This is a genomic window from uncultured Jatrophihabitans sp., from assembly GCF_964246335.1.
Lineage (GTDB): Bacteria > Actinomycetota > Actinomycetes > Mycobacteriales > Jatrophihabitantaceae > Jatrophihabitans.
On sequence record NZ_CAXTQF010000013.1, the window covers coordinates 31516 to 50741 of the forward strand.

Consider the following 19226-nt stretch of genomic DNA (forward strand, 5'->3'; position numbering starts at 1 on the left):
GCGTCACCAGACCGAGCGAGACGAGCTTCTGCAGGGTCTCCGGCGGCGCGGCGGGGGTCTGGGTGGTGGGCGTGTGCGGTTCGGGCGCCTGCTCACGTCCGGCGTAGTTGAAGATCGCGAGGTCGAAGCGGTTCAGCGCCGCTTTCGGGGCGGTGGTCTTCGGGGCGACCTTGTCGGCGAGCTTCGCCTCGACCGCTTCGTCGTCGTTGAACCACGTCTCGGCCTGCATGACGGCGCGCCACTCGTCCTTCGTGCCGCCGGCCCGTTCGGCATAGACGGCGGCGATGTTGTCGCTCGACTTGTCGAGGAACGCGGCGTAGTCGGCCATTTCGGCGGCGTTGCCGATCCCGATACCGGCGGCGTCGTGGATCATCATCTGCGACTGCCGCGCCATGGTGATGGTCTTGCCGGCCATTGCGACGACGGACGCGCCAGAGCATGCGCGGCCTTCGACGATCACGTCGACGTCGGCCTTGTGGTTCCGTAGGGCGTTGAGGATCGCCAGGCTGTCGCCGACCTCACCGCCGGGCGAATTGATCCGCAGCGTGATGTTGTCGGTGTCGTTGGGCAGCGCGTCGAGCGCGGCGGTGAAGTCCTTCGCGGACACGCCGAACGGTGCGCCCCACGAGTCGATCGGGTCGTACAGGCGGATCTCGGCCGCGGTGCCGCCCGTGGCTTCCGCGCGGATGCCCTGAAAGTTGTCCTTCGGGTCGCGGTCGCCCCAGAACCGCGCCGGGATGCTCGGTGTCGTCACGGCGTGTAGCCGAGCGCGGCTGCGTACTGCACCAGCGCGACCGAGATCAAGCCGTCGCGGGCGGTTCCGCCGCTACTGGCCTGCAGCCAAGCGAGCGCGGCCTTCGCGTCGCTGGTCAGCGACACCTTAACCGCGCGCGCGTCCTCGCTCGACGTCGTCGCCGGGTTCGCTGCGGCGAACTCATCGGACACAAACTCGCCGGTGACGTCCGAGCGGTCTCGATCGTGATCAGGCATCGTCGACCTCCGTTGTCGGGTCAGTGGGTGCGTCCGGGTCGACCGGCGGCTGCTCGGTGATCTCAAGCCGCCGGGTCGCGTGGTCGATGGGCGGCAGCTCCCCCTCGGCGCGGATCGCTTCCTCGAGCGTGTCGTCGGGGTTTAGGCCGCCGTACTGCAGCAGCGCCGCGATGTCCTGTGACGTCAACTGCCGGTCGCGGCCGATGCCGGTGACGCTGATCTGTGGCGAGGGTTCGGTTTCCCCGAAGTTCGCATCGACCAGCGGCACCACGATCTGTGTTGTGGCGTCTTCGGCGATGCGTTGCCCCTCGTCCTGCTGGGCGAACACCATCAACGCCATCACGGTCTCACCGAGGCTGCGGTTACCGCGTTCGGCGGTCGCCATGTCGAGGATCGACGTCAGCGTCGAGCGGGTCATCAGCCGGTCGAGGTAGGTGATGAACCCGAGGGTGTCCGGCACGGAGCCGGTCATGCCGGTCAACGTGTAGCGGTAGCCCGGCGGCGGGACGACGTGCGACTGCGACGACGCCTGCAACCGGGACAGCACTTGCTGCGCGGCGGTCTCCATCTGCGGTGTCGGGTTCGCGCCGGGCTGCGGCTCGAACCCCGGCACACCCATCCCGAAACGGCGGTGCGATGTTGCGAGGACGCGGAGCATCTGCTGCTTGATCAGCCACGGCCCGTAAGACGGGCGCAGCAGCGACGTGCCGTAGTAGTTCGATCCTTCGCGTTCCCGGTCGTACCAGACGAGGCGATGATCAGCGGTGGTGATTTTCACCAGGTCAGTGCCGGTGCCTTGCTCGACCCACTTCAGTGTGCCGTCGCTGTTCAGCTCGAACGCGTCGATGGTCTGCGGCATCCGCTCCTGGACCATGTCGAGCCGCCACGTGCGGCGCTGCCCGACTCGTTCCTGCACCCACGACTGCGCGAAGGGGCCGTGCCCGTACTTCAGCGACAGCCGCGACGCGGTCGGGAGGTGCTTGGCCCAACTGAACCGGCGCCGGCGCGCACCGCTTTGCGTCGGCTTCTCACCCTTGACCGGTAGCCCTAGGTCGTCAGCGATCTGTGCGGTCACCGTCGGGTCGCACCCTGCGCCGTCGACCGTCCACGTGCCACGTGAGATAGCGAGGTTGAACACCCGCAGGATCGACGACAGTTGCGGTTCGTGCGACATCTGCGCGAGCGTCGGAATCGACCACGGGTGACGCATCTCCGGGACGTGCTCAAGCAGGTAGTCGACTGCGGAGCCGAACCCGTCAACATTGCTGACGGCGTCGTCCATCTGGCCGGCGAGGCTGTTGGGGACGGTCACGAGCGTGTCCCCTTCCGGTCGGTCAGAATGCGGCGGTCTCGAGGTCGACGAATCCCGGCTCGGGTGTCGCGGCGGCTTCGCGGGCGTGCTCGTGTTCGGCGGTCTCCATGGGGAGCCAGTGGGCGATCGCGACCCGAGCGGCGTACCCCGTGTTGTCGACCTGGTCGTCGTGAGCCACGTTCGGGAAGTCGGCGTGCTCGTCGAGCCATTCGTCCAACCAGGCCGCGTCGGCCGGCAGCCAGACGCGGTGCTGGCGGACGAGCCCGGCGGCGGGGAGCGCGCGGGTCAGCTTGTCCGTGTCAGCCTCAAGCTCCGCGACGGGGACGCCGGCGCGGCCGAGCGCGTACACGAGGGTGGTGCCGAACATGCGGGACTCGATGTGGGTGACGTCGTAGCGTTGCAGCCAGCGTTGCCGCAGCGGTTCGAGGAATGCCGCGTGGTCGACTTCGGGGACGCGGTCTCGTTTGCGGTCGAGCAGGACGATGTCGCCGGCGATGGTGATGGCCCATGCGCACGCGACGGTGAAGTCGGCGGACGTCTTGACGGATGTCGCGAGGTCGAGGGTCGCGAACCGGGTGCATTCAGTGAGCCGGAACTGCCCCGACTCGGTGACGATCATCCGGTCGTCGTTGGTGCCGCCCCACTGCCAGTACCGCCAGTCGCCGCGTTTGAAGATCCCGCCCTCGGCGGCGGTCGGCCGCTGCTGGTACAGCGACGACCACACATACGGGCTGGTGGTCTTCTGCAGTTGCGAGTAGTACCCGTCGGGTCGTTCGCGGGCCGGTTCCATCTCGACACCGGGCTCGCGGCCGAGCGGGTCGTCAGCGTCTTCGGCGACGGCGGGAATCGACAGGACGGACCACTCGCCAGGCTCGCGCTCGAGCAGCCGCCCGGACAGGTCGTCCTGGTGCCAGCGGGTCTGGATCACGAGCGTGCGGAGCGCGCGCGGTTTCGCGACGTTCTCCCACCAGTCCCACGCGGCGTCGCGTTGGGTCGCGGACTCGGCGGCGGCGCGGTCTTTCACCGGGTCGTCGATGATCAGTAGATCAACCGCGCGTGAGGTGAGGGCGCCGCGGATGCCGACGCAGTACAGCGACCCACCCTGCGCGGTCGACCAGTAGCCGGCCGCCTTGGAGTCCTGCCGCAGGGTGATCCCGAGCTCGGGGTAGGTCTCGATGTCCTGCTTGATCAGCGCGCCCCACCGTCGGGCGGTGCCGTAGTCGAACGACGCGACGACGATGCGGAGTTCGGGGAATTGGTCGAGCAGCCATTCGACGAACCGGCGGACCGCGCGTTCGCTCTTTCCGACTTGGGGTGGCATGAACACCATCAGTTTCGCCAGGTCGCCGTCGGCGAGCTTGACGAGCACGGCGTCGAGGGCGTCGAGTGCTGCGGTCTGTCGGGTGTTGCGTTCGATCTCGCACGCCATGACGCCTGGTGTGGTCCAGCGGCGCTGGCCGGGGGTGAGCGTGAGGGTCTGTTCGAAGTCTCGTGCGGCGAACTCGGCCCAGTCGAGCGTGCTGCTCATCGGGCCTCCGTTAGCAGGGTGTCGTCAGCGCGACCTTCAGCTCGGCGCCGCACGCGCAGCGGTACGTGGTGACGGTGTGCTGGTGACCTTCGCCGGGTTTGCCGTCCCATGTGGTGCGGGTGCCCGTCCATGAGATGCCCTCGTGGCAATGGGTGAGCAGCGAAGCGGTCGTGACTGATGTCAGGTCGTCGAAGCTGACCGGGTTCATCCGGCGAGCTCGCGGAGCCTGATCGGTACGACGTTGCCGGCTGCTTCGACCTGCTCGGGTGTCAGTTCGAGGTCGCCGAGGATCTTGCGGATCACGTCCGCGACGAGCGCGCCCTGCTGCTCCGCGACCCGGACGCGGCGTTCCTCGATGCCCGCCTTGATCGCTTCGGAGCAGATCCGCACCAGCCGGTCATGCCACTGGCCGAGCAGGTCGACCCACACCGACGCTTCGCGTTTCCCGGTGACGTTCGACATCTGCGTGAGCGCGCGTTCCTCGTTGACCAGCGCGACACGCTCCGGGGCGACGCCGTCCATCTCGGTCTTGTCGGCCTGCGTCGACGCGACCTTGTCCCGCAACCAGGCGACGTACCCGGCGGTCCACTTCACCGCGTCGAGCAGCGCCTCAGTCGGGGTCGTGTCGACCGGCGCACCGAACCGGCGCAGCACCTCGGACGCTCGCTGTTCGGTCATGCGACGCTCCCCTGCTGCCCGGTTTTGTTTCGCGCCGGCGCCGTGCTTCACGCACCGCGCCTGACCGACCGCGGGGTCTCGGCGGCACGGTATTGGTTCGGGTAGCCGTTTCCGGTAGTCCGGTGAGGCGGGGTCGGTGTTGAACCGTCGATGCCCAGCGCACGAGATGCCGCCGCGGTGCGTACGGTGCTGCTGGTCGCATTCGTCGCACCAGCCGTGCTGGTCGAGGTGGTTAGTGGCGGGCTGTTTGGGCATCGCTCACCACCCCGGGGACGGCAACAGCCCCGGCCAATTCGGCACGGGGCTGGCTAAGGGCATAGCTGCCCTCAGTGCAAAAAGGTAAACGACGATCATCGAACGCGCAACTAACGCAGCGAAACGCCGGGAATCACTGGCCCTTGAGCTGTGTCTGCAACGCCGTTAGGTCGTCACCCTCAACGCGGTGATCGTCCGCGTCAACGTGCATGACGATCACCGCGGCCAAGCCGTTCGGACCGAGCTCGGTGGTTCGCACGCGACCCCACTGACCGCAGCTGCACGGAACGTCGTCGCCTAACCCAGGTTGCGTCATGCCGATCATGCTCCCACGGGTTGCGGCACGTCGCAGTAGTCGCGCCAGGTGCGCCCGGTGTTCTGGTCGAGGTGCTCGTCATGGACACCGACGCGCGAGCAATGCCGCCAGTAGCAGCGCTGCGCCGTCATCGTCTCGCCCTCGTTCGCTTTCAGCATCTCGGTGAGCAGCGCGATCGTGTCGGTCGTCCAGCGTGCGCCGCAGCGTGAACACTTCGCCGCGTCAAGGTCACCGGACACGACCAGCGCGGACCGTTTCCCGCAAATCGGGCACGCCTGGTTCAACGTAACGGGCAACGGTTCGTGACCAGTGGCCTGCTTCGCGCGATGCACCCACCGCTCAGCCTGCATCGCCAGCATCGTGAGCTGGCTGTCGTCGTGCGGCGCCGACACGAGCGCGGACAGCATCGCCGGTAAGTCGCTGCGATCGACCCTCAGCGTCCGCGCCCACCTGGTGGCGTCGTCGATGATCTCCCGCAACACCGACAACGGCTCAAGCTCGGCGGACGGGCGGGACTCGAAACCGCCGCTGCTGCCGGGCTGGTCGCTGCCGCTGCCTGGCCGGGACGCGTCCCGTAGCTCGTCCAGCAGCGGCGGCAGGGTGGTGGTGTGTTGCCGGCGGATCTTGCGGCGCCGTCCGCGTTGCTTCCCGGTGCGGGAGACGACAATGTCGGTGACGATGTCTTCGATCGTCTCGGTGTGTCGTCGTGGTCTGGTGAGTTGGTTGATCGCTTCGGACAGGTCGATGAGTAGCGACTGCCGATCGGTCATCAGGACGGATTCCTTTCGCCGAGTCCGGGGTCGTTGGCTGCGCTGTTGACGAGGTGGCCGGGGAACAGGTCGTCAACGTCGACATGCCGCGGTGGTGCGGGTGGCATTGCGCGGAGCGCTTGACCGAGGCGGGTGAATGCGTCGCGCATCGTGTGCATCAGCTTCTCGGCTGCGACGCCGGCGAGGCGGAGCGTGTCGAGCCACGGCTTCAGGAGCGGTGCGCTCACTGGGGTGTCCTTTCGGTGGTCAACGAACCCCCAGCCGCAGCGACGCGTCCTCGGCATGTGACGAGACCGGCGATGTCGGTCATGCGGTCGGTGCGTGGCAGCTCGAACGGGTTGCGTCCGCAGCACTGCGTGAACGACTCGCCCCAGCCTGGGCACTTGTGCGTGATCTCTGGTCGCTTGTCGCTCATGGTTGTTCTCCGTCCTCGGTAGTGGGCTCGTCGTCATCGCCCTGGCGCTCGTCCTTGATGGTGCGGGCAATCTCTGCGATCGACTCGGTGTAGGCATCAATGACGCGAGCGAGCGTCGACCCGTCGGCGAGTAACTCCGTAGCGCATGACCGGGTGCAGGCGTCGACGCTGAGGCCGCCGGCGCGGATCTCGATCCACGCTGCCCGCTCTCCATTTGAATCCTCGCGGCCGGAGGGCAAGTCCAGTGCGAGCACTTCGCCGCAGCCGTCGCAGATCAGTCCATTCATCGTTGCCCGTCCTCGGTGGTGGGTGACGAAACCGCAAGAGCCCGCCGCGCATTGACCACGACCGGCGGTGCTCCTGCCTGCAAGTTGCGTTCGCACCAGTCCCAGATGTCGTTGATCGCACGCGCATGGGCGGCTAGCTGTTCACGGGCCACAGCCAACTCGGCCTCGGCTCGCTTCGCCCGTTGAACCGCGCCATCCGCTAGCGCCTCGGAGCGCTCTAATCGCAGTGCGCGCGGCGACGCCATAAGCAGCCCAGACAGGCGCTCAACTTCGGCGCGTAGTTCCGCGACCTGTTCGTTGCTGGCTACCGGGCCAGTCACGACACACCTGCAGGCCAGAGCTTTGCGCACGCTCTACGACGACACCGGAGCACGGCCGAGACCTTTTCGGCCGGCTGCTCCGTCATCTCGTTCAACGGCATCGCGCCCTTCACGAACCAATCGGTCTGATTGCACGCCGCAAGGTCGTTGACGATCACGTGGAAGCGGCCAGCACGTCCGTGATGCCGCACGAACGATGCGTCCCGAAGCGCGGCCATCAGCTGCTCGTCTGGGCTGTTCACGTCGACACCCCCGACCCACGAACGAGGCCGGTGCCACGGCACGTTTTGCACGATTGCTGGCCATTGCGACCGAACCCATCGCATGTCTCGCAGCCAGTCAATTTCCAAGCACGCCACAAAGCACGCAGCCGAACCCAACGCTCCCGCCAATAGGTCATGACAGCCCTTCCGCCAGGTCACATGCCAACGTCTCGGCCAGCTGCTTCACGCCCCAAGCAAGGACAACCGGGCCTTCGTCTGGGTCGAGTTGGTCCGCGTGCTGCAACAAGACCGTCTCGATGCTGTGGGCGCTCAAACGTGTGCGGCATGCCTGAACCTCAGTGAGAGCGGCGTCGCGTTCGGCTTCAACTTCATCGCGATGCTGCTCAACGCTCGCCAAGTCAGCGGCGAGCAAATCCTCGTGCTCTCGCGCGTCCGACAGTTCGGTTTCGGCAGCTACGACGGCGGCAACGACCCAGTCCGGCACGTCGTATCCCATTAGCCGCAGCCACGCCGTAGCCTTACGAAAATCGCCGGCTTCGTCGTTGATCACGTCGTCACTCACCGCGACACCACCGAACCGCGAGCAGCAAGAGCACGTCTGATCAACGTCTGCACTGGCCCCTCGATCAACCTGCGTGCAATGTCATTGGGATCAAACTCATCACTCGAACCCGGGCACGCCGGATCGTGACACGGCTCAGGCGAGTTGCCTTCGATGATCGCCGCAAAAGCTCTTGCTGGCTGGACCGGCTCGTCGTTGCTCATCCCTGTTCGCTCCTGTCCCCCGCCACCCCATCCACCGGTCCCGGCACACTGATCGACACAACAGGTCGCACCCGTGGGCGCGTGCAGTGGCCGGTCACGACGTGGGCCTGATGATGATCAAAGCGCCGGGTTGTTCGTCGGTGGTTGCGTAGCGTTTGCCGGCGGTGATGGTGACGGCTCGGGCGTCGTCGGTGTAGACGCGGGCGGTGGTGAGGGCGTCGAGGCATGCTCGCTGGAGCTTGTCGAGGTCCGGCTTGCGATCCGGGTGGGTGCGGCTGCGTGGCGCTGACTTCGGTCTCGGCAGCAGGAACCAGAGGTCGACGCGGCATGCGACGTCGAGGGTGACCCACGTGTTGGCGCGCATCGCAAGAGTGGCGGCTGCGGTGACGTCGGCGCGCCAGCGTTTCAACGCGGGGCCGTTGTCGGGGACGACGTTGGCGTGGCCGCGGATGACGAAGGCGCGCATGGAGCCTTGGGGTACGGGGTCGCCGAGGACGCGGACGCGGAGCTCGGGGACATCGTCGATGGTGGGCTCGAGCATGGTCGGTTGGGCGGTCACGAGGCGGCCTCCGTGTCGTCGGTGGTGACGTGTGGGTGCTTGGCGGCGATGGCGTCGATGAAGGCTTGGCGTGCGTCGAGGCGCGCCCTGTCGATCGCTTCAGGGTTCGTCTGGCTGGCTTTGCGTGCGTCGCGTAGCTGGGTGAGCACGGCGGTGCTGGTGGTGCGTTCCTCGGCGCGTTCGCGGTCTTGCTGGCCGGGTGTGGGGCTGCCGTCGAGGTTGAACAGTTCGACGGGTGTGTCGGCGCCGGCGAGGAGTTTCTCGACGTGGGCGAGGTAGCGCAGCGGGAAGGCCCAGCCTTCGTCTCGTACGAGCGTGGCCCAGTGTTTGCGGCGGAGGATTTCGGTGATGGGTGGGGCGAGGCTGGCGAGTTGGACGGTGGAGTTGGTGCGGTTGACGCGGTAGGCGACGACCCAGGCGTCGTCGTCGGGGGCGAGGTCGCGCGCGTTACGAGAACCGTCCGTTCGTACGGAAGTTGAGTTAGTAGTGGGTCTGGGACTGGGACTGCTTAGCTCCGGCTGGGTGTTTTGCTCGACGTTGTGTTCAAGCAAATGCTTACTGGTTTGCTTCGGGTATTGGTCAGCCATTTGCTTGCCCCTTGATTGCTTGAAGACCTGGTCGGCGTGAGCCGCCCTTGCGGCCAGCCGCGGCACGTTTCGCGGACAGCGCTCGAGCTTCGGCGATAGTGATGTTGTGGTCCGCGTAGTCGTGCATCTGGTAGCCGTCGTCGGTGTCGGCGCGCTCCCAGAACCCGACTCGGACTAGCGCGTTGATCTCGGCGGTCTTGCCTATGGCGCGGGCGATCTCGTCGGGGATGTAGCCGTCGCGCTCTTGGCCTTCGGGCCATTCCTGCCCGCTGCTCCACGAGCCGGCGCGCACCCATAGACCCATCGCGGCGTTGCCGGCCGCGACTGCCTTGCGGTGGAACGCAAGCTCGTCGTCGACGTTCAGGTAGGGCATCAGGTGGTGGCTCCTCGTGGTCGTCGGCGTCGTGCGTGGCGTGCTTCGCGGCAGGCGGGGCAGCGACTGTGGCCTCGTTCGGCCCACCACGAGCAGCAAGGGTGTGCTTGGTTGTGGCCGGTGCCGGGTCCGTAGTAGGGGTCGTGGCAGAGGACGCAGCGGCGTGGGGCGGGTTCGTTGAGGGGTGTGCGGACCTCGATCGTCGCGGCGGTCACAGCAGCACCCCGCGAGCGATCTCGGCGCTGACGGCTCCTGAGCCGGGGAATAGGTCGTCGACGGTGTCGGTCTCGGGGTCGTAGCCGAGCGCGTCGAGCACCCATCGGGTCCAGGCGGCCGGCTTGGAGCCGATGAAGTTCCTGACGCCGGGTGCCGCGATGAGGACGTCGCGGACTTGCCGGCCGTGCTCTGCGCGTCCTCGGCGGCCGCGCGGCGGGTAGGCGATGACGGGTTCCCAGCTGGAGCGGATGCGGTGGCCGCCGGGGATGCCGCCTGTGGTCTTGACCCAGGCGAGGGTGCGGCACGGGATCGGCAGCGGTCGGTAGTGGTCGAGGCCGTCGGGCGTGGTGGCGATGGCCCAGCCGTCGTACTGGTCGAGTAGCTGCTCAAGCAGGTCGCGGTGCCGGCGCGGACTGTCCCACTCATTTGCCGCGGGATGGACGTCCGCAGGTTTGCCGTTACCGCTGCGACGGTCGGTTCCGTACCACCGTTGCGCGCGTGAGCGCATGGTGATACGTGTACCGCCGGCGGCGGTGTCGTACCGCTCGCTGTACTGCGGCGGGTAAGGCGGGTCGGCGATCGCAAGTCTCATGCTGCGGCCGTCTCAAGGTGGGCGAGCAGCCATGAGAGCGCAGCTGCTCCTTGCTGAGGTACGACGCCGCTGCCAAGCAGTCGCAGCTGCTCACTGCGGGTGAGGTCGGGCACTGCGCAGACGTGGCCGGCAGGCAAGCCCTGCATCCATTCGACAAACCAGGGGTTGAGCCGCTGCCCGCCGAAGGTGGCAGCCTCGGTCGGAAGTGGTGCCGGACGAGTCAACTGCTCCCAGCGTCGAACAGCGTGTCCGTACTTGCCCCAGTCGAGGCGCGGGTCCGCGGCAAGAGCCTTCGGATAGGACTGTCTCCGCACAGCGCGTCGGTCAGCGTCTCGCCGCTGTGACTCGCGCTGTCTGTCGACCGCCCCGACGTGTTGTTCCGCGCCCCGAAGCGGTCGGTCGCTACCGGTGTCGGCAGCAGCGCTCCGTGCAGACACGTGTCGTCCTGCCGCTGGTTCGCGCCCTTGTGATCGCGCGCCGTCGGCCTCGGCAACAGCCCGCTCACCGCTTCTCGCGCGATCCCCGGCAGCAATAGCTCGTTGGCTCGGTCGTTCCCCCGATTGGCGTTGCCGCCAGTCGCATAGGCCACCACTGGTGTCGGCAGCAAGGATGAAGATGCGTTCCCGGCCGTGGGGTGCGCCGATGTCGGCAGCGCGGATGCTCGTCCATGTCGCGTCATACCCGTCCGCGGCCAAGTCCCCGAGTACGGCGTCGAGCCCCAGAGTCCGATGGCCGGCCACGTTCTCCAAGAACACGAGTCGGGGTCGTACTCGGCGAATGCCTGCGGCGATCGAAGGCCAGAGGTGTCGTTCATCGTCTGCTCCTTGGCGCCGGCCGGCGAGGCTGAATGGTTGGCAGGGGTAGCCGGCGGTGACGATGTCGGGGCGGTAGTCGCACCACGAGAGAGTGGTGAGGTCGCCAAGATTTGAGATGTCGGGCCAGTGGTACGCGAGCAGCCGTGACGCGGCTGGGTCGATGTCGCAGTGCGCGACGATGTCGACGTTGAGCACGGCTTGGACGGCCATGTCGAGGCCGCCGTAGCCGGTGCACAGCGAGACGAGGCGTGTTCGGGTCGCGCTGCCCGCGGTCATGCGGCACTCGGTCCGGTCGGGCGGCGCCAGCCGGCTTCCTTGACGGCGGCGAGCGCGGTGCGTGCACCGGCGAGGGCGGCGCGGAGTCGCGCGAGGGCGTCGTCGTCGTAGTGGACGGTGTTGCAGCCGTCGCAGCGCCAGCGGACGACGGTGCCGAGTCCGCCGGGGAGGTCGCGGACGGGTCCTTCGTCGCCGGTGAACGACGTCGAGCCGCACGGGCAGGTGTTGGTCATGCGCACCCCGCTTGGTAGGGCGCGTGGATGAGGAAGCAGCGTTCGCAGACGCAGTCGACGCGGTCGGGTGGTGCTGCGCAGTTGACGTGTTGCCAGCCGGTGTCGTCGGGGTCGCGTTCGATGCGCTGTCCGGGTGCGATGGTTTCGTCGCAGTCGGTGCAGGTGCCGTGGTAAGTCGCGGTGAACGGCATCAGAACAGCCCGTCTTGGTCGGGTCCGGCGGCGACGTAGCGGTCAAGCGCGTCGGGGTCGCGGGTCGGGTGGAGTTCGTGGCAGCCGCAGACGCCGTTGCAGGTGCAGTAGCCGTCGGGTTGGCCGCAGCCGCCGCAGTGGCCGGTGTCGGTGTGCCATTGGCGTTCGGCGGGATCATCGCGGAACTTCCCGCACGCGCAGCGGTTGCTGCCGCGCGGCATGGTGTGGACGCCGTAGGCGCACTGTTGAGCCATCAGATCGGCTCGCTGGCGAATCGGAAGTTGCCGCGGCAGAACGGGCACGTCTTGTTGTGTGCGCGGGCGATGGCGACGTGTGGCCGGCACATCGGGATCTTGTTGGTGGGTTCGCCGTCGGTGCGGTCGATGAGCCAGACGAGGTGGGTGGCGGTGTCGCCGCATTGGCCTTCGCGTTCCAGCATGTCGTCGACGGCGCAGGCGGGGGTGAGTCCGTCGAGTAGGTCGCGGACGTGGGCGGTCTCGGTCGCGGTGGTCATGCGACGGCCCGGTCCATCTCGGCGCGGACCGCGGCGATCACGGCCTGGTCGACGTCGAGGGCGTGCGCGATCCGGTCAGGGGTGAGGCCGCGGGCGATGAGCTGCTGCGCCCGTTCGCGCACCCGGGCGAGTTCGTCGCCGGTGATGCTGGTGGCGCGCCAGGCGACGTCGGGGACGCGGGCCGGCTGCTCGAGCTGCTGCGACAGGGCGGTCAGCGACACCTGCTCGCGTGCTGGGCGGTGGGTGCGGGCGCTGGGAAGTGTCGCGCCGTAGATGCGGGCCTGCTCGAGACGCGCCGCTTCGGCGAGGGCTTGCTGCCCTGGGGTTGGTGGGCCGCTCATGCTGGCCGGTGCACGTTGCCCTGGTGGCGGTCGTTGGCCTCGCGTTCCATCGCCTCCTGCTCGGCGTCCAACGCGAGCTGCCCGGCGATCTCCGCCTTCTTCCGCTCCGTCTCCTCCGCGTAGGCCTGCAGGAACTTCTGCGCCGCGCCGGCGTCGATCGGGCTGATCTGGTCCGCCTTCACCGTGTGGACACGGACGATCTCGTCGTCGCGGTCGGTGCGGTGGTTGATCTGGGTGACTTCGCCGCGGAGGACGTAGTAGACGACGTCGTTCATGTGGAGCGCGATCGGGTCGACCTTGAGCGCTTCGGACAGCCCGTCGCCCGCGTTGGTGATTTTCACGCTGGCGCGTGCGACGGTTTCGGATTCGAAGTCGGGCAGGGTCGGTCGTGCTGCGGTGGCGGTCATGCTGGCTCCTTCGTGGGGGTGAGCTTGCGGATGCAGGACTTGCACGGTCGGACGTCGTCAGAGGCGCGCGTCAGCTCGGTCGGCCACCACACGCCGCACAACGAGGACAGGTGGCCGTAGTTGGGTGGCGCGTCGTGTCGTTCACGCATGACGTGCCGGACTTCGCCGTTGCCGAGGTACCAGCCGTCTAGCACGGTCCAATCGGTGTCGTTCATGGCTGCTGTCCACGCGTGAACGTGCCGAATGTCGAATGGATCGAGTCGAGGGGTGCGCCGATTGCGAGGGACAGCGCGGTGCGGGCGTCGCACGCGGACGTGTAGGCGTCGCCAGTAGGCGACCGGGTCCGTGTTGCGCAGCGTGGATGGCCACGGCGCGACAGCCATGAGTCGGGCGGTCGCGGCCCGCTGCATCCGCCGCTCGGCGCTGATCGGCGGCGTTGCGAGCGTGGTCATTGCCAGACCACGTACGGCAGCCCGCCTTCCTCGGTCTGCGCAGCGTGAAAACCGTCCGCGTGGTCGGCGGGCAGCGTGCAGTGGCCGCCCTCGGCGTTGTTCGGGTTGCGGGCGCCGCAGTACGTCTTCTCGGCGGGCTCGAAACCGGCGGTGACCGCTTCGGCAAATGCCTGAGCTTCGGCCTGTTCCATCTGCACGAGCACCGGATCGAGACCTGGTGTCCACGCTTCGACATTGACGACGTGGGTCTTGCTGCCGTCGCCGTGCGAGAGTGCGATGTCCGCGTGCCGGACTTCGAGGCGTGTTGCTTCGGCGTCGTAGAACGGGTGAACGAGATTGGTCATGACGGGCACTCCGAGCTAGTAGCGGCTTCGATGAGGTCGAACATGCTGACCATGAACTTCGTGCGCTGTTGACCGCCGTGCTCGCCGTAACCACCGTCGTGCCGGAGCGCCCTGATCGCGGCGTGCAACATCTCGTCGCCGCTGACCCGCGCCTCGCTGCGCACGAACTGGCACGTGGACGGATCGTCGACCTCGACCACCACAACACCGACGTCACGCAGCGCCTTGCGGCTCGCAGGCTTGAGTTGACCGGTCTTGCACAGGAACACCTCGGCCATGGTCAGCACCGTCCGGTGTCGACGGGCGGCGGTTGGTCGAACGGCATCGACGTCGCCACATCGATCGCCCGCAAACCACGCCGCACCGGCCACGACACCGCGGCGAGCAGCGCGCCGGCCAGCAGCTTCCCGCCCGCCACCACCAGCACCACCGGCACCGGGCGGGTCACGACTCGGCCCCCACACACGCGGGCGACGCGACGAACGGCACCAACGGCCAGTCGCCTCTGACGTCGTCGGCCGGCTTCCCCTGCCGACGCAGGTAGTCGGCGAACGACGCGGCCTGATCGGCCTTCCACTTGACCTGCTGGTTGTGCAGCTCGACGAGGTCGGACATCTGCTGCGGGTACCGCTGCGCCAACCGCCACGCGACGCGCGCGGCGCCGAGACAGTCGCCGAGCGATGAGTGTGCGTCGGTCAGCGTGACGCCGTAGTGCGCGACCGCAGCCGACAAGGTGCGGCTACCTCGGCGGTACCGGTCGAGGGCCTTGTCGATGACGTAGGGGTCGATCACCGGGCCGCTGACGTCGAACCCGTGACCGTGGTGGCGATGCAGCTCGCGGTCGAGGACGGTGCAGTCGTAGTTCGCGTTGTAGATGACCAGCGGCATGCCGTCGGACCACACCTTCGCGATTGCTGTCGCGATGTCGAGCACGGCGCCGACCGCATCCATTCCTTCGGCCTGAGCGCGCTCGGTCGTCACTCCGTGGATCGCGGCCGCTTGCTTGGGGATCGGCACACCGGGGTCGACGAGCCACTCCTGCGGGTCGACCTGTCCGCCGTCGATGACGACAAGCGTTGAGGTGACGATCCGAGCCTGCTCCGGGTCGGCCGCGGTGGTCTCGAGGTCCCAGGCGGCGAACGGCCGTGTGTGCCAGCCGCTCATACCCCGGCCATCTCGTGCATCTGCGTGTCGTGGTCGTCGGTCTTGGTGCCGCAGATCGGGCACTGATCGTCCGGGTCACCCTCGGTCGGCTTCTGCTGCGACTTGCCTCGGCCGTTCGCCTGCTTCGCGGCCGGCTGCTGCTTGGTGATCTCGTCGACCGTCACCTTGTCGTCGGGGAACTCGTCCTCGATGCGCGCTTCACCGGTGGACAGCGACTTCCCGACGACGGTCAGCGCGGCGACGTCGTGCGCGTTCCACCGGTCTTGGTCGCGGCCGATCTTGCGTTCGAGCTGGTCGACGCCGACGCCGAGGTCACCGAAGCGTTGCACCAGTGTCGCGATCCGCTGCGGGAGCGGCGCGTCGCCGCCGTTCTCCAGCGTGGTGCGGCACCGGTCCTGCGCTTCCTCGGTGAACCACTTCGGGAGGATCGCGAAGATCTGCTCGCGCAGTCGGCGGGCGCCGTTGTTGGCGTTGTTCTCGTAGATGTCGCGCATGTCGGTGAGGGCCTTGACGCCCTGCTTCGTGTCGCGGCCGTGCTTGACGATGAACGTGGTGGTGGCGCGCGTGTTGGTCTGCACGTCCCACGCGAACGCGAGCATCTGCGACTCGCCCTTGCCGTCGTCGCGGGACAGCTCGGTGATGCCGTACTGCATGTTGCCCCAGCAGCGGGCCAGTTCGCGGGCGAGGTGGACGGACGGGCCGGTGATCTGCCCGGAGCCGCGGGAGTAGCGGAAGAACGCCCGCTCGGCGAGGCCCTTCTGGGCGCACGACTCGCGCATCTGCTGTACGGCGAGGGCGGTCGAGCGGGGGCACTGCTGGGCGACGACGATCGCGCCCTTCACTTCGGCGACGGCGCGGGCCTGCTCGACGGCGGTGGCCTGGCCGATCGCGTCGGCGTGGCGCTGGTCGGGGACGTTGCTGGTGGTGTCGAGGTCGGTCATGAGGTGAGCTCCTGTTCGTGGGCCCGCTCGAACCAGACGGGCATCGAGGCGATCTCGACGTCGTCGGCGTAGCCGGGCCATGTGCCGGTGCGGGTGCAGTCGGCGAAGGTGTCGATGGCGGTGCGGTTCATCGCGGCGCCGATGCGCATCGCGGTGACGTCGAGCTGGATGACGTTGACGAGGTACGGCGGCGTTTTCTCGACGGCGACGAACACGAATACGGCGTGTTCGGCGAGCCCGAGGGCGTGGACGCCGTCGAGGTAGTACGCCGCCTGTGCTGGGTATCCGTGCCGAGCGGCGGCCTTGGCGAACTCGTCACGTTGCGCGGAGATGCACGACTTGAGGTCCGGGACGATGAGCCGCCGGCCGGACTGGCTGGGGAGCCAGTCGAGACGTGCGCGCCGCTTGACGCCGGATGTTTCGTCGAACCAGAACAGCGACGTCTCGGGCTGGCCGGTGCCGTGTTCGAGCAGGCGACCGGCGACGGGGTGTGCCATGACGGACTCAGCCATCGCCTTGACTTCGTCGTGGGTCGCGGCGAGCACCGGCACAGCGCCGCGAGCGCGGACCTCGTCGCGTTGCTGCTTGGCCGCCTTAGTCAGCCAGTTCACCGCTTCGATGCGGACGATCTCCGGGCCGCCGCCGAGGACCATGTCGTGCGCGGCGTGGCCGACGTCAAACACGTCTTTGGGGCCGGGCGGGTTGTCCTGCTCCCACCGGAACAGTGCAGGGCAGGACGGCGGTAGGAGCTTCCGGGCGCCGGTGGATGAGAGCCAGTCGGCGTGCGCGTGGTAGTCCTCAAGCCCGAGGTCGGGGTAGACGCCGGGCGCGGTGATCTGCTCGGTCGGCAGCGCTGCGGCGGTCATCGTCCGAGTCCTCGGAACAGGGCACCGACGACCTGCCGGCGCAGCACCTTCTTGGCGAGGCGCGGTACGCCGCCTTTCTGCAGGGCGGACGCGTCACCGGCGGTGCGGCTGACGAAGTAGGCGTCGCGTTGGAGCTGGTCGAGGAAGCTGCGCTTGCGGGCCATCACGCACCAGTCCCGGCGCGGTCGGCGTCACGGCGCCGCATCTCGTCCGCGGCTTCGTGAAGCTCCTCGACGAACAGGTCGTCTGGCGAGAACTGGCCAGCGATGTGTTCCGCGTCGTCAGCGTCCATGATGAACGTGACGTTGTAGCGGCCGTTGCGGCCGACGGGGTTTCCAACCTCAGCCATCACGCACCGTCCCCGTTGAGTAGTGCGCGGTTGGGGCCGATCGCGAGGCACAACGCGACGGTGCGGAGGGCGGCGAGGACGGCACGACCGGGCTTCGGGCGGGCACGGTGCCGGCCCACGTACACGGCGGCGGTCACGACGACGCCGCCTTGCGTGCGAACTTCGTTCCGTCGAGGTGCTTGAACAACTTGGCCTGTTCCGGCGTCGGATCGGGCGTGACCTGCGAGTACACGTGGATTGCAGTGAGAGCGTCGGACCACATCTTCTGCACCGACTGCGTCAGCTCGCCGAACGTGCCGTAGCGAGCGTTGGCCCAGTCGATGACGCGTTTGCGCTCCGGGTATTCCAGCGGCTCTAGGGCCTTCTGGACCGCGTCCAACGCCACGATCTCCGGCTCGCGCTCGTCGCCACTCATGACGCACGCCCCGATGCCAACTGCGTCACCTGGACACCCATCGAGGCGAGCCGCGCGCGGTGCTTGTAACCCGCCAGCGCGTCGGTGAGCTTCTTCCGACCGCGACGGTTCCACCAGTTGCGAGTGATCCACGCGCCGATGACGAAATAGATGCCGTTGACGACCGCGATCCACGTTGAGTCGTCAGTGGCGGCGGTCCAGATGACCCCGAACGCGCCGGAGATCATCAAGTAGGGGCCGAGGAACCAGTCGGGTGCGAACAGGCCAATCGCTATGCCGACGAGGAACAGGACGACGATCAGCACGGCGGTCATAGCGCGCCACCGATCTCATCGGCCCACGCCCGGTCCTCGGCGGTGAACTCTTTGCCGGACGGGTGGTTGGCCATCGACGTGACCAGCTCGTGATCGTCCTGAATCGCGAGCGCGTCAGTCACGTGCCGGTCGAACGACTTCCCACCCGGCCGCACCACGGCACGCAGCAACGCGAGGCTCCCGGCCACCAAGGCCAGCACGATCAACGCGACGGCGATCATGACGACACCGCCGCAGCACGGCGCGCCTTGTATCGGCGAGCAGCTTCTCGGTTGCAGTCACGGCAACGACCGCTGGGCGCGCCGGTGCGATAAGTGTTCGCTTCAGTGCGCCTGTGGCCGCTGGCGCAGTGTGTCCGCGGGTCGTACCCGTGCCGGGCAATGACGCCGCGGATGCCGTTCTCGTAGGCGGTCACCTGCTCCAGGTGCGCCGGATTGACGCAGGCGCGGTTGCGGCATAAGTGGTCGAGCTGGAGGTCGACGTCGAGCGTTCGGCCGGACGCGACCCATACGACGCGATGTGCGCGACCTTCGACGAAGTGACCCGTCAAGGGGTCACGCACGCTGGCTCGTCCGTATCCGTTGGTGTCGAGAGCGCCTGACCATTCGACACATTCGTCGCGCCCGTTCAGCGCGGCGAGGTAGGCAAGGGCGGTCAACAATGCATCAGTCCGAGACGCGGTCATGACCGTGCGCCCCCCGCGCGTGCGATGACCGAGGCGAGTAGCTGCGCCATCATCAGCGCCTCACCGGTCAACGCGTCCGACAGTTCGTCGCACGCGAGGTCGACCTCGACTGCGGTGAACCGGCGCCCGTCGCGGAAGTCGTCGAGCACGGTCGGATCTCCTGTGCCGCAGCGTTCGATCCCGTCGATGAGCCGCGCGATGTCGTCCAACTCGGCCGACCACTTCGGCGCGAACAGGGCGGCGATCGAGCGGCGTTCCGGCCCGTCGACAGCGGCCAGGTCCAGCACCGCCTGCACGGCCGGCGCTTCCCGCGCCCACCACGGGCCATGCATCCGCGCGGCACGGTCAATGCTCGTCACCGTGGCGCTCATGCCGCCACCTGGACCCTGTAGTCGACAACCCACAGCGTGAGCGCGGAAGACGTCCAGCCGCGGCGTGCGGCGTACTCAACGGCGTCGACCAGGGAACCGAAACCTGTGCGGTCGTGACCGAACGGGTCGACGAAGTCGTGGTGCTCGTCGAACTCGCGCCCCTCAACAACGACGACACTGCGCCTCGACGCCCTATCGACGCTGACGATGAATCCGCCCTGCTGCCCGGTCGGGGTTGCGCGGTACATGCGGGTCAGCAACCGGATCACCGGCTTGTTGATGGTGTGCGTCTGCGGCGCGCCGCTGCGGTTGTGCTGGATACTGAGGGTGTCGCTCATGACTTCCTCCAAGTGGTTGTGAG

The 19226-nt window shown here is 67.8% G+C and carries 36 protein-coding genes and 1 pseudogene; all 37 read right to left on the minus strand.

Annotated elements, in window-relative coordinates:
- Positions 1-172 precede the first annotated feature (172 nt).
- Positions 173-754, minus strand: a pseudogene (locus ACFFCN_RS06015) (head maturation protease, ClpP-related); the annotation flags it as partial.
- The gene (locus ACFFCN_RS06020; protein ID WP_375490235.1) at positions 751-990 is read right to left on the minus strand and encodes a hypothetical protein; all 240 of its coding nucleotides are present in this window, start codon (positions 988-990) and stop codon (positions 751-753) included. The pseudogene ACFFCN_RS06015 and the gene ACFFCN_RS06020, both read right to left, overlap by 4 nt.
- A complete protein-coding gene (locus ACFFCN_RS06025; protein ID WP_375490236.1) occupies positions 983-2302 on the minus strand; it encodes a hypothetical protein in 1320 nt (439 codons plus the stop codon). The genes ACFFCN_RS06020 and ACFFCN_RS06025 overlap by 8 nt, the downstream gene beginning before the upstream one ends.
- Before the next feature lie 22 nt (positions 2303-2324).
- Positions 2325-3830 carry a phage terminase large subunit gene (gene terL / locus ACFFCN_RS06030; protein WP_375490237.1) on the minus strand — a complete coding sequence of 502 codons (1506 nt, stop codon included), beginning with the start codon at positions 3828-3830 and terminating at the stop codon, positions 2325-2327.
- A gap of 10 nt (positions 3831-3840) precedes the next feature.
- Positions 3841-4038 carry a hypothetical protein gene (locus tag ACFFCN_RS06035; RefSeq protein WP_375490238.1) on the minus strand — a complete coding sequence of 66 codons (198 nt, stop codon included), beginning with the start codon at positions 4036-4038 and terminating at the stop codon, positions 3841-3843.
- Positions 4035-4508, minus strand: a complete 474-nt coding sequence (locus tag ACFFCN_RS06040) for a hypothetical protein (RefSeq protein WP_375490239.1) — start codon at positions 4506-4508, stop codon at positions 4035-4037. The genes ACFFCN_RS06035 and ACFFCN_RS06040 overlap by 4 nt, the downstream gene beginning before the upstream one ends.
- 576 nt (positions 4509-5084) lie before the next feature.
- Positions 5085-5849 (minus strand): hypothetical protein, encoded by a 765-nt coding sequence (locus tag ACFFCN_RS06045; protein WP_375490240.1) that lies wholly within the window; start codon positions 5847-5849, stop codon positions 5085-5087.
- Positions 5849-6076: a hypothetical protein gene (locus tag ACFFCN_RS06050; protein WP_375490241.1), complete on the minus strand. Its 228-nt coding sequence runs from the start codon at positions 6074-6076 to the stop codon at positions 5849-5851. The genes ACFFCN_RS06045 and ACFFCN_RS06050 overlap by 1 nt, the downstream gene beginning before the upstream one ends.
- A gap of 184 nt (positions 6077-6260) precedes the next feature.
- A complete protein-coding gene (locus ACFFCN_RS06055; protein ID WP_375490242.1) occupies positions 6261-6551 on the minus strand; it encodes a hypothetical protein in 291 nt (96 codons plus the stop codon).
- A gap of 316 nt (positions 6552-6867) precedes the next feature.
- The gene (locus tag ACFFCN_RS06060) at positions 6868-7113 is read right to left on the minus strand and encodes a hypothetical protein (protein ID WP_375490243.1); all 246 of its coding nucleotides are present in this window, start codon (positions 7111-7113) and stop codon (positions 6868-6870) included.
- A gap of 154 nt (positions 7114-7267) precedes the next feature.
- On the minus strand, positions 7268-7657 hold the full coding sequence (locus ACFFCN_RS06065; protein ID WP_375490244.1) for a hypothetical protein: 390 nt from the start codon (positions 7655-7657) through the stop codon (positions 7268-7270).
- Positions 7658-7954: 297 nt separating this feature from the next.
- Positions 7955-8419 (minus strand): RusA family crossover junction endodeoxyribonuclease, encoded by a 465-nt coding sequence (locus ACFFCN_RS06070; RefSeq protein WP_375490245.1) that lies wholly within the window; start codon positions 8417-8419, stop codon positions 7955-7957.
- The gene (locus ACFFCN_RS06075) at positions 8416-9006 is read right to left on the minus strand and encodes a hypothetical protein (protein WP_375490246.1); all 591 of its coding nucleotides are present in this window, start codon (positions 9004-9006) and stop codon (positions 8416-8418) included. The genes ACFFCN_RS06070 and ACFFCN_RS06075 overlap by 4 nt, the downstream gene beginning before the upstream one ends.
- Complete coding sequence (locus ACFFCN_RS06080; protein ID WP_375490247.1) at positions 8999-9379, minus strand: hypothetical protein; 381 nt, start codon at positions 9377-9379, stop codon at positions 8999-9001. Before ACFFCN_RS06080 ends, ACFFCN_RS06075 begins: the two co-directional genes overlap by 8 nt.
- 211 nt (positions 9380-9590) lie before the next feature.
- On the minus strand, positions 9591-10187 hold the full coding sequence (locus ACFFCN_RS06085; RefSeq protein ID WP_375490248.1) for a hypothetical protein: 597 nt from the start codon (positions 10185-10187) through the stop codon (positions 9591-9593).
- Entirely contained in the window at positions 10184-11278 is a 1095-nt protein-coding gene (locus ACFFCN_RS06090) for a DNA cytosine methyltransferase (RefSeq protein WP_375490249.1), read from the minus strand. Before ACFFCN_RS06090 ends, ACFFCN_RS06085 begins: the two co-directional genes overlap by 4 nt.
- Positions 11275-11511, minus strand: coding sequence for a hypothetical protein (locus ACFFCN_RS06095; RefSeq protein WP_375490250.1), 237 nt, complete (start codon positions 11509-11511; stop codon positions 11275-11277). The genes ACFFCN_RS06090 and ACFFCN_RS06095 overlap by 4 nt, the downstream gene beginning before the upstream one ends.
- On the minus strand, positions 11508-11702 hold the full coding sequence (locus ACFFCN_RS06100) for a hypothetical protein (RefSeq protein ID WP_375490251.1): 195 nt from the start codon (positions 11700-11702) through the stop codon (positions 11508-11510). The genes ACFFCN_RS06095 and ACFFCN_RS06100 overlap by 4 nt, the downstream gene beginning before the upstream one ends.
- Positions 11702-12004: a hypothetical protein gene (locus ACFFCN_RS06105; protein WP_375490252.1), complete on the minus strand. Its 303-nt coding sequence runs from the start codon at positions 12002-12004 to the stop codon at positions 11702-11704. The genes ACFFCN_RS06100 and ACFFCN_RS06105 overlap by 1 nt, the downstream gene beginning before the upstream one ends.
- Positions 11956-12216 (minus strand): hypothetical protein, encoded by a 261-nt coding sequence (locus ACFFCN_RS06110; protein ID WP_375490253.1) that lies wholly within the window; start codon positions 12214-12216, stop codon positions 11956-11958. The genes ACFFCN_RS06105 and ACFFCN_RS06110 overlap by 49 nt, the downstream gene beginning before the upstream one ends.
- Positions 12213-12557 (minus strand): hypothetical protein, encoded by a 345-nt coding sequence (locus tag ACFFCN_RS06115; protein ID WP_375490254.1) that lies wholly within the window; start codon positions 12555-12557, stop codon positions 12213-12215. The genes ACFFCN_RS06110 and ACFFCN_RS06115 overlap by 4 nt, the downstream gene beginning before the upstream one ends.
- Positions 12554-12964, minus strand: coding sequence for a hypothetical protein (locus ACFFCN_RS06120; protein ID WP_375490255.1), 411 nt, complete (start codon positions 12962-12964; stop codon positions 12554-12556). Before ACFFCN_RS06120 ends, ACFFCN_RS06115 begins: the two co-directional genes overlap by 4 nt.
- Complete coding sequence (locus ACFFCN_RS06125; RefSeq protein WP_375490256.1) at positions 12961-13179, minus strand: hypothetical protein; 219 nt, start codon at positions 13177-13179, stop codon at positions 12961-12963. The genes ACFFCN_RS06120 and ACFFCN_RS06125 overlap by 4 nt, the downstream gene beginning before the upstream one ends.
- A gap of 233 nt (positions 13180-13412) precedes the next feature.
- On the minus strand, positions 13413-13760 hold the full coding sequence (locus ACFFCN_RS06130; RefSeq protein ID WP_375490257.1) for a hypothetical protein: 348 nt from the start codon (positions 13758-13760) through the stop codon (positions 13413-13415).
- Positions 13757-14038: a hypothetical protein gene (locus ACFFCN_RS06135; RefSeq protein WP_375490258.1), complete on the minus strand. Its 282-nt coding sequence runs from the start codon at positions 14036-14038 to the stop codon at positions 13757-13759. The genes ACFFCN_RS06130 and ACFFCN_RS06135 overlap by 4 nt, the downstream gene beginning before the upstream one ends.
- Positions 14039-14040: 2 nt before the next feature.
- Entirely contained in the window at positions 14041-14208 is a 168-nt protein-coding gene (locus ACFFCN_RS06140) for a hypothetical protein (protein ID WP_375490259.1), read from the minus strand.
- A complete protein-coding gene (locus tag ACFFCN_RS06145; protein ID WP_375490260.1) occupies positions 14205-14924 on the minus strand; it encodes a 3'-5' exonuclease in 720 nt (239 codons plus the stop codon). The genes ACFFCN_RS06140 and ACFFCN_RS06145 overlap by 4 nt, the downstream gene beginning before the upstream one ends.
- On the minus strand, positions 14921-15865 hold the full coding sequence (locus ACFFCN_RS06150; RefSeq protein WP_375490261.1) for a hypothetical protein: 945 nt from the start codon (positions 15863-15865) through the stop codon (positions 14921-14923). The genes ACFFCN_RS06145 and ACFFCN_RS06150 overlap by 4 nt, the downstream gene beginning before the upstream one ends.
- On the minus strand, positions 15862-16731 hold the full coding sequence (locus ACFFCN_RS06155; protein ID WP_375490262.1) for a PD-(D/E)XK nuclease-like domain-containing protein: 870 nt from the start codon (positions 16729-16731) through the stop codon (positions 15862-15864). Before ACFFCN_RS06155 ends, ACFFCN_RS06150 begins: the two co-directional genes overlap by 4 nt.
- Positions 16728-16898: a hypothetical protein gene (locus tag ACFFCN_RS06160; RefSeq protein ID WP_375490263.1), complete on the minus strand. Its 171-nt coding sequence runs from the start codon at positions 16896-16898 to the stop codon at positions 16728-16730. Before ACFFCN_RS06160 ends, ACFFCN_RS06155 begins: the two co-directional genes overlap by 4 nt.
- Positions 16895-17080, minus strand: coding sequence for a hypothetical protein (locus ACFFCN_RS06165; RefSeq protein WP_375490264.1), 186 nt, complete (start codon positions 17078-17080; stop codon positions 16895-16897). Before ACFFCN_RS06165 ends, ACFFCN_RS06160 begins: the two co-directional genes overlap by 4 nt.
- 133 nt (positions 17081-17213) lie before the next feature.
- Complete coding sequence (locus ACFFCN_RS06170; protein WP_375490265.1) at positions 17214-17495, minus strand: hypothetical protein; 282 nt, start codon at positions 17493-17495, stop codon at positions 17214-17216.
- On the minus strand, positions 17492-17809 hold the full coding sequence (locus tag ACFFCN_RS06175; RefSeq protein WP_375490266.1) for a hypothetical protein: 318 nt from the start codon (positions 17807-17809) through the stop codon (positions 17492-17494). Before ACFFCN_RS06175 ends, ACFFCN_RS06170 begins: the two co-directional genes overlap by 4 nt.
- Positions 17806-18030 carry a hypothetical protein gene (locus ACFFCN_RS06180; protein WP_375490267.1) on the minus strand — a complete coding sequence of 75 codons (225 nt, stop codon included), beginning with the start codon at positions 18028-18030 and terminating at the stop codon, positions 17806-17808. Before ACFFCN_RS06180 ends, ACFFCN_RS06175 begins: the two co-directional genes overlap by 4 nt.
- Positions 18027-18494 carry an HNH endonuclease gene (locus ACFFCN_RS06185; RefSeq protein ID WP_375490268.1) on the minus strand — a complete coding sequence of 156 codons (468 nt, stop codon included), beginning with the start codon at positions 18492-18494 and terminating at the stop codon, positions 18027-18029. Before ACFFCN_RS06185 ends, ACFFCN_RS06180 begins: the two co-directional genes overlap by 4 nt.
- Positions 18491-18865, minus strand: a complete 375-nt coding sequence (locus ACFFCN_RS06190) for a hypothetical protein (protein ID WP_375490269.1) — start codon at positions 18863-18865, stop codon at positions 18491-18493. Before ACFFCN_RS06190 ends, ACFFCN_RS06185 begins: the two co-directional genes overlap by 4 nt.
- On the minus strand, positions 18862-19203 hold the full coding sequence (locus ACFFCN_RS06195; RefSeq protein ID WP_375490270.1) for a hypothetical protein: 342 nt from the start codon (positions 19201-19203) through the stop codon (positions 18862-18864). The genes ACFFCN_RS06190 and ACFFCN_RS06195 overlap by 4 nt, the downstream gene beginning before the upstream one ends.
- Between the last annotated feature and the right edge of the window lie 23 nt (positions 19204-19226).